This window comes from Pseudomonas sp. 05N434 (assembly GCF_056396965.1).
In genome coordinates this window covers 1-5,268 of record NZ_JBFTMK010000356.1, presented here as the reverse complement: position 1 = coordinate 5,268, position 5,268 = coordinate 1, and the positions used below count along the sequence as shown (strand labels likewise).

7 protein-coding genes are annotated in these 5,268 nt (G+C 58.1%); all 7 read left to right on the top strand.

The window, feature by feature from the left end; translation table 11 throughout:
• Window positions 1–2: 2 nt before the first annotated feature.
• The 7 genes from AC1DLB_RS20390 (at window position 3) to AC1DLB_RS20360 (ending at window position 5,235) form a co-directional block, all read left to right on the top strand.
• Window positions 3–797, top strand: coding sequence for a substrate-binding periplasmic protein (locus AC1DLB_RS20390; protein ID WP_477785536.1), 795 nt, complete (start codon window positions 3–5; stop codon window positions 795–797).
• Window positions 798–806: 9 nt separating this feature from the next.
• A complete protein-coding gene (locus tag AC1DLB_RS20385) occupies window positions 807–1,163 on the top strand; it encodes a DUF4398 domain-containing protein (RefSeq protein ID WP_064616625.1) in 357 nt (118 codons plus the stop codon).
• Complete coding sequence (locus tag AC1DLB_RS20380; RefSeq protein ID WP_064616627.1) at window positions 1,160–1,972, top strand: OmpA family protein; 813 nt, start codon at window positions 1,160–1,162, stop codon at window positions 1,970–1,972. The genes AC1DLB_RS20385 and AC1DLB_RS20380 overlap by 4 nt, the downstream gene beginning before the upstream one ends.
• Window positions 1,973–2,174: 202 nt before the next feature.
• On the top strand, window positions 2,175–3,614 hold the full coding sequence (locus AC1DLB_RS20375) for an aminotransferase-like domain-containing protein (protein WP_477785535.1): 1,440 nt from the start codon (window positions 2,175–2,177) through the stop codon (window positions 3,612–3,614).
• A gap of 87 nt (window positions 3,615–3,701) precedes the next feature.
• On the top strand, window positions 3,702–4,169 hold the full coding sequence (locus AC1DLB_RS20370; RefSeq protein WP_477743470.1) for a translation initiation factor 2: 468 nt from the start codon (window positions 3,702–3,704) through the stop codon (window positions 4,167–4,169).
• Window positions 4,170–4,336: 167 nt separating this feature from the next.
• Entirely contained in the window at window positions 4,337–4,591 is a 255-nt protein-coding gene (locus tag AC1DLB_RS20365; RefSeq protein WP_007942053.1) for a YkgJ family cysteine cluster protein, read from the top strand.
• Window positions 4,592–4,632: 41 nt separating this feature from the next.
• Window positions 4,633–5,235: an START domain-containing protein gene (locus tag AC1DLB_RS20360; RefSeq protein ID WP_477785534.1), complete on the top strand. Its 603-nt coding sequence runs from the start codon at window positions 4,633–4,635 to the stop codon at window positions 5,233–5,235.
• The last annotated feature ends 33 nt before the right edge of the window (window positions 5,236–5,268 follow it).

Here is a 5,268-nt window from a genome sequence, read left to right as displayed (position 1 = left end):
GTCTGGCGCTGATGCCGGGGCTGTCCAGCGCTGCAGGCAAATGCGAACGCTTGATCGTGACCGGCAGTCCCGACGCACCACCGTACCTGTGGCAAGACCCGCAAAACCCTAAGCACCTGATTGGCGCCAGTGCTGATTTATTGCAACAAGTGGCGGGGGAGTTGGGCATCAAGGTCGAGCTGYTCTATGCCGGCAAACGCTCCCAGGCCCTGGATGAAGTGCGCAGCGGGCGCATGGACATGCTCGCCGATGCGCCGTTGATGGTCACTGAACTGGAAAATCTGGATTACATCCATCCTGCGCTGCTGGAAAACGATTATCTGGTCTGGACTCGCAACGACTCGTTATTGGTTTACAACGAAGCGCAGGACCTCCACGGTCATCCCGGCGCGTTGTCGGAAAAGGCTCGAGTGAGCCCTTCATTCGGCACTTTCGCCGAGCAGCAATTGACCCTCTTGCGCACACCCAATCTGACTCAGGCCTTTCAGAAATTGCTGCTGGGCGAGGTGGAGTTTGTCCTCGCCGGTCGCTACTCGGGCATGGCCATGGTGCAAACGCTGGGGATGGCCAATGACTTGATGGCCCACTCACAACCCATCGACAAACCCGGCCTGTACCTCGCGGTTTCCCATAACTCCGCCTGTAACGATCCTTGGTTGCGCGGACAGCTGGCCAAAAAGATGACAGAATTGCCCGCCTCCGGACTGACGGAAGCTGCGTTGTTGCGCAATATCGAGCGTTGGAAAGCGCAAGGCTCACAACCGCAGCCACAACCTGTCAGTACCCCAAAACAGTAGGGATTTTTAGTGAGTATTCGACCTCTTTTCGCTGCCCTGGCCGTTCTGGCTCTGGCGGGTTGTGCAGCCGATCCGGCGCCGAATGAACAAATACGCCTGACCGAACAGGCCCTCGAACAAGCCAAGGCCGTGGGCGCTACCGCCGAGGAAGTGCCGGAGCTGAAACTGGCCCAGGACAAGTTCAACCGCGCCAAGGGCAACATGGCCGACCAGTCCTTCAAGAATGCGCGCATGCGGGCCGAGCAGGCCGAGCTGGACGCGCGCCTGGCCGAAGCCCGGGTTCTGACCCTCAAGAGTGAGGCGCAGTTGAACGTGCTCAATACCCGCATCGCCCGCCTGCGCAAGCAACTGGGAGATGCTCAATGAACCTGAAGACCAAAGCACTCGGCGGCTTGATCCTGGCCGGCTGCGCAAGCCTTTATGGCTGCGCTGGTCAACACAGCGAAGTGGCGTTGCAGCAGGCCGGTGCCGACTTCCAGAAGGTCAAGGAAGACTCCAACGTGTTGCGTATCGCGCCCAAGGACGTGATTCGTGCCGGCGAGTCCCTGGCCCGCGCCGATCGACTGTCCAGCTACTGGGGCAGCGGTTCGGACGTGGCCCATTACGCCTACCTGAGCCAGCGCTACAGCGAAATCGCCCGGGAACATACCAATCAAGTGCTCAACGAAGAGCGCGCAGCGAAGCTCGAACTCGAGCGTCAGCGCCTGCARTTGGCGCTGCGTGAGTCCAAGTTGCTTAGCGTGCAGCAACAGGGCAAGTGGCTCGAAGAGCAGATCGTGGCGTTGGCGACCACCCAGACTGACCGTGGTCTGGTGATGACCCTGGGTGATGTGCTGTTCGATACTGGTGAAGCGGAGCTGAAGAGCTCGGCGAACCGCGTGGTGTTGAAAATCGTCCAGTTCCTGCAGCTCAACCCCAAGCGTGTGGTGCGGATCGAGGGTTATACCGACAGCACTGGCGGTAAACAGGAAAACCTCAAGCTGTCCCGCGACCGGGCGCAATCGGTAGCTGACGTATTGACGGACCTGGGCATCGACGACAAACGCATCCAGGTTGAAGGGTACGGCGATGAGTACCCGGTGGACGCCAACGCTTCCGAGCGCGGTCGTGCGCAGAACCGTCGGGTGGAAATTGTGTTCTCCGACGAAAAAGGCCAGCTCGGCGCGGCCCGTTAAGGGCTGCGTCACTGGAAAAACCCGGCCTGCTCAGCAGCGCCGGGTTTTTTTTCGCCCGTCAAATGCGTCGTAAAACAGTACAGCTTTTGCTGACACCGCACTGTATGGTCGACTATTGTAGTAACTGTCCCAGTACACTTCTAAACTGTTCCGGTATTGTTTCACACAAGAATAAAATGCCCGTGAAATCGAGTGCTGCGTCATGACCAATCTCTTGCTCTATCAACGTATTGCTCAGCAACTGGCCGAAGACATCCGCCGCRGCGTCTATCAGCCGGGAGAGCGCGTGCCTTCAGTGCGCAAGATGAGCTCGCAGCTCAACGTCAGCCATGCGACGGTGTTGCAGGCCTACGCCAACCTTGAAGATCAAGGGCTGATCCGTGCCCGGCCGCAATCCGGTTACTACGTGCACCAGACACCTGCCCTGACGGCACCGACCCCGGACATCGCCCGGGTCGAGCGCCCAGGCCTGGTCACCCGCAGCAGCATCATTCAGCAAGTCCTGGTCGAATCCCGCCGTGAGGGGGTCTTCCCGTTGGGCGCGGCTGTACCGAGTGTCGATTATCTGCCGGTGCGGGCACTGCATCAGCAACTTGCCAAAGTCACCCGTTTCCATAGTCCGCGCGCGTTCAGCTATATGTTCAGCCCTGGTTTCGAGCCGTTGCGTCGGCAAGTGGCGATCCGCATGCGCGATGCCGGCGTGGTGGTTGATCCGTCGGAAGTGGTAATCACCCACGGCTGCGTCGATGCATTGCAGATGTCTCTGCGCGTATTGACCCGGCCGGGCGATCTGATCGCCGCCGAGTCGCCGACCTATTACGGTTTGCTGCAACTGGCCGACCTGCTGGGGCTGAAAGTCATCGAGATCCCCAGCGATCCGGCCACCGGCATGAGCCTCGAAGCCTTGCAATTGGCGGCCAACCAGTGGTCGATCAAGGCACTGGTGCTGACCACGCGCCTGAGCAATCCCTTGGGCGGCACCATGCCCGAAGAGCGGCAGAAACAACTGCTGCGCCTGGCCTCGGATTTCGATATCCAGATCGTTGAAGACGATATTTATGGCGAGCTGATGTTCGAGCAGGGGCGCACCAAATCGCTCAAGGCCTATGACCGGCTGGATCGGGTGATTTATTGCTCCAGCTTCTCCAAAACCCTGTCGCCCGGCGTGCGGATCGGCTGGATGATTGCCGGCAAGTACCAGCAGGAAATTCAGCGCTTGCAGACGTTCAGCACGCATTCGGCCTGCAGTGTCACGCAAATGGGCATTGCCGCCTATCTGGAGAACGGCGGGTACGACCGGCATTTGCGTTACATCCGTCAGGAGTACCGCAAGAACCTCAGCGCTTTCCAACTGGCAGTGCAGCAATACTTCCCGGAAGGCACACAGATGACCCGGCCTACCGGCGGTTTCATTCTGTGGGTCAGTTTGCCGGGGCGGGTCAATACGCAAGAGTTGCATGTGCGTGCGCTGCAGCAGGGCATCAGCATTGCGCCGGGGCTTATTTTCAGTAACACCGAGCAATTCAATCACTGCATTCGCCTGAACTGCGGCATCCCCTGGAACCGCGAGGCCGAGCGTGCATTGATGACACTGGGGCTGCTGGCGACGCAATTGTGTCAGGAGACAACGAGCGGTTTTTGACTTGCGGGGCAGTTATGAACTGCCCGCTTGTCTTGTCGCCTCCAACAGGCGAGCATATAACCTTCTGCCGTTCGCGCCGTTGGGTCCATGAAGCCGATTTTTCCTTCTGTCTGGTTATTGATCTGCCTGTTGATGACTTGTCATGCGGAAGGTGTCATGGCGGCTTCCGTTCAGGAAAAACCGACAGCCGCCGCAACCGCGAAAAAGCCGGTGACAGCTATAAAAAACGCTCCGGTCAAAAAAAAGGCTGCACCGGTCAAAAAGCGTTCTCCCATTGCTTCCAAGTCAAAACCAGCCAGTGAAGCGCTGAAAACCAAACTCCCTCCCGCCAATCTCGACTTGAGCTTGCCCAAGGATAAGGTCGATGAATTGAAACCGGTCGGCACGGTACCGTTGCCTCGACACGATGCGGTGTTGCCGCAAATGTTCGGTGGCAAAAGCAGTCCGTTTCAGCTGAACGGTCGCCTGATCAGCAACGAAATGCAGCTGCAACGGCGCAACGAAGAGCGCCGGGACGTTGAAGGCGCGGCACTGGAATTCGAGTTCAAGCAGTAAATTTCCCCCTGTTCGTGACCCGCGAAACAGACGCTTTGTCGGAGACTGGTCAGTCACGTTCGTTTGAGCGTAAAAACCCGGGCCCGGGTAATTTAAAACAACTGTTTTAGCCGTTACTCTGTGCCGCGTCCCTTTAACACATTGCTCGTCGCGAGGAGCTTGTCGTCATGAGATGCCGTGAAGGCTGTGGCGCCTGTTGCATTGCCCCTTCCATCAGTTCGCCGATTCCCGGCATGCCCAATGGCAAAGCCGCCGGAGAAAGATGCGTACAACTGTCTGCCGATAACCTGTGCAGCATTTTCGGCAAGCCGGAACGCCCCGCGGTGTGTTCGGCATTTGAGGCCGATGTCGAGGTTTGCGGAAGCAGCCGCGACGAAGCGATCAAATTGCTGGGCTGGTGGGAGCAAATGACGGCCGCGTGATGTGTTCAACGAACGGAACTTCAACAATAAGGAATAAGACTATGGGTTCGCTGCATCGTATCGCTGTGCTGTGTGGTTTGACGGTTTTGCTGGCCTCCACGGCTCAGGCCGAAGACTGGAAAACCGCCAAGGACGAAGATGGCATCAAGGTGTCCTTGAGTGAGGTGGCCGGTTCCCAATACAAGGCTTACCGTGGTGTAACGATCATGAAGACCACCATGGCCAAACTGCGTGCACTGCAGGAAGATGTTCCGGGAGCCTGCGCCTGGATTCACGAGTGCAAGGTCCAGAAGCTGCTCAAGCACGAAGGCAACCAGAGCTGGACCTACACTCAGTTCAATACACCCTGGCCGGTCACTGCTCGCGATTCGGTGTTRCATGTCACTACCGTTGACGGCGCTGATGGCAGCCTGACCCGCGAGCTGGAAGGGCAGCCGAAGTACCTTCCGGAAGAAAAGGGTTTTGTACGGGTCGCCCAGGTCAAGGGTTTCTGGAAGTTCGTGCCTAAAGGCGATCAAGTCGAAGTGACTTATCAGGTTCACACTGATCCAGGCGGCAGCGTGCCGTCGTGGTTGGCCAACAAGTTCGTGGTCGATGCGCCGTTCAATACTCTCRAAGCCCTGAAAGAACGCGCCGAGAAGTAGCCGCGTATCCAGTTGATGCGGCCTGTTCAACAA

Bases quoted from the DNA above. Each gene is read 5' to 3' on its own strand.
- AC1DLB_RS20365 (WP_007942053.1), top strand. From the start codon at position 4,337: ATGAGATGCCGTGAAGGCTGTGGCGCCTGTTGCATTGCCCCTTCCATC.
- AC1DLB_RS20370 (WP_477743470.1), top strand. From the start codon at position 3,702: ATGAAGCCGATTTTTCCTTCTGTCTGGTTATTGATCTGCCTGTTGATG.